A 1,718-nucleotide genomic window follows, 5' to 3' on the forward strand; every position below is an offset into this window, starting at 1 on the left:
ACGCGCGTCCGTCATCCGGCCTTGCGCAGCGCCGCCAGCGCCTGCGCGACGCCGACGTATTCGGCCACGCTCACGTCCTCCGCCCGGCGCGCGAGATCGAAGCCGAGCGCATCGAAATCGATCGTCTCGCGGTAGTCGCCGAGCGTATTGCGCAGCATCTTGCGACGCTGCGAGAACGCGGCCGTGACGATTTCGCCGAGCAGTACCGGATCGACGTCCGGCAGTTCGTGCGGCTCGTACGGAATCATCCGGACGATCGCCGAATCGACCTTCGGCGGCGGCTGGAACGATTCCGGCGGCACGTCGAGCATCTTTTCCATCACGTAGCGGTACTGCAGCATCACGGACAGCCGCGAAAACGCCTTCGTGCCCGGCTCCGCGACCATCCGCTCGACGACTTCGTTCTGCAGCATGAAATGCTGGTCGATGACCGCATCGGCGAACGTCATCAGGTGAAACAGCAGCGGGCTGGAAATGTTGTACGGCAGATTGCCGACGATCCGCAGCGACGGCTTGTCGCCGGGCGCCGCGAGCGACCGGAAGTCGAACGCGAGCGCGTCGCCCGCGTGCAGCTCCAGCAGCGCGCCGAAGCGTTGCTGCAGGCGCCCGATCAGGTCGCGGTCGAGTTCGACCGCGTGCAGCGGCGACTCGGGCGTCGCGAGACGCTCGATCAGCGGCCCGGTCAGCGCGCCGAGCCCCGGGCCGATCTCGACCATCCGCTGGCCGCGCGCGGGGCCGATCGTCGCGACGATCGAGTCGATCACGCCGTGATCGACGAGGAAGTTCTGCCCGAAGCGCTTGCGCGCGAAATGGCCTTGGTGCTGTCTGCTGTTCGACATCGACTGAATGAAACGAAAAATACGACGAATGGGGTAAACCGGCAGCGTCAGGCTGCGCGGCGATGGCGCGCCATCGTGACGGCCGTATCGAGCGCGGCGATCATGCTGCCCGGATCCGCGCGGCCCGTGCCGGCCAGATCGAGTGCGGTGCCGTGATCGACCGACGTGCGGATGATCGGCAGCCCGAGCGTCACGTTGATGCCCTCGCCGAACGTCGCGTACTTCAGCACGGGCAGACCCTGGTCATGGAACATCGCGAGTACGCAATCGGCATCGGCCAGATGGCGCGGCTGGAACAGCGTGTCGGCCGGATACGGGCCGCGCGCGTCGATGTGTTGCGCGTTCGCGCGGGCCAGTGCCGGCGAGATCACGTCGATCTCCTCGCGGCCGAGATAACCGTTCTCGCCCGCGTGCGGGTTCAGGCCCGTCACGAGGATGCGCGGTGCGGCGAGACCGAAGTCGCGCCGCAGGTCACGATCGATGATCGCGAGCGTCTCGACGAGCCCGTCGATCGTCAGCGCGGCCGATACGTCCTTCAGCGGCAGGTGCGTGGTCGCGAGGGCGACACGCAGCGGCCGGTGGCCGGTGCCGGCCAGCATCATCACGACGCGCGGCGTATGCGTGCGCTCGGCCAGGTATTCGGTATGGCCGGTGAACGGCACGCCCGCATCGTTGATCGTGCTTTTCTGCAGCGGTGCGGTGACGATCGCGTCGTACCGGCCCGCCAGCGCGCCGTCGATCGCCGCGTCGAGCAGGCCGAGCACGTACCGGCCGTTCGCCGCGTCCAGCTTGCCCGCCTGCGCGGGCACGGCCAGCGCGTGATGCGCGACCGACACCTGCGCGCTGCCGGCCAGCGTGGCCGGGTCGGCGCCGACCGCC

Annotated in this window: 2 protein-coding genes; both read right to left on the reverse strand. The window is 68.6% G+C overall.

Going from position 1 to position 1,718, the window contains the following annotated elements:
* Nucleotides 1–11: 11 nt before the first annotated feature.
* Nucleotides 12–839 carry a 16S rRNA (adenine(1518)-N(6)/adenine(1519)-N(6))-dimethyltransferase RsmA gene (gene rsmA / locus JMF90_RS35935; RefSeq protein ID WP_011546170.1) on the reverse strand — a complete coding sequence of 276 codons (828 nt, stop codon included), beginning with the start codon at nt 837–839 and terminating at the stop codon, nt 12–14.
* A gap of 47 nt (nt 840–886) precedes the next feature.
* Nucleotides 887–1,718 (reverse strand): 4-hydroxythreonine-4-phosphate dehydrogenase PdxA (pdxA, locus tag JMF90_RS35940; RefSeq protein WP_201326237.1); only part of this gene is annotated, 832 nt, incomplete at its 5' end.

Source organism: Burkholderia sp. E168m23 (genome assembly GCF_016586125.1).
Lineage (GTDB): Bacteria > Pseudomonadota > Gammaproteobacteria > Burkholderiales > Burkholderiaceae > Burkholderia > Burkholderia orbicola.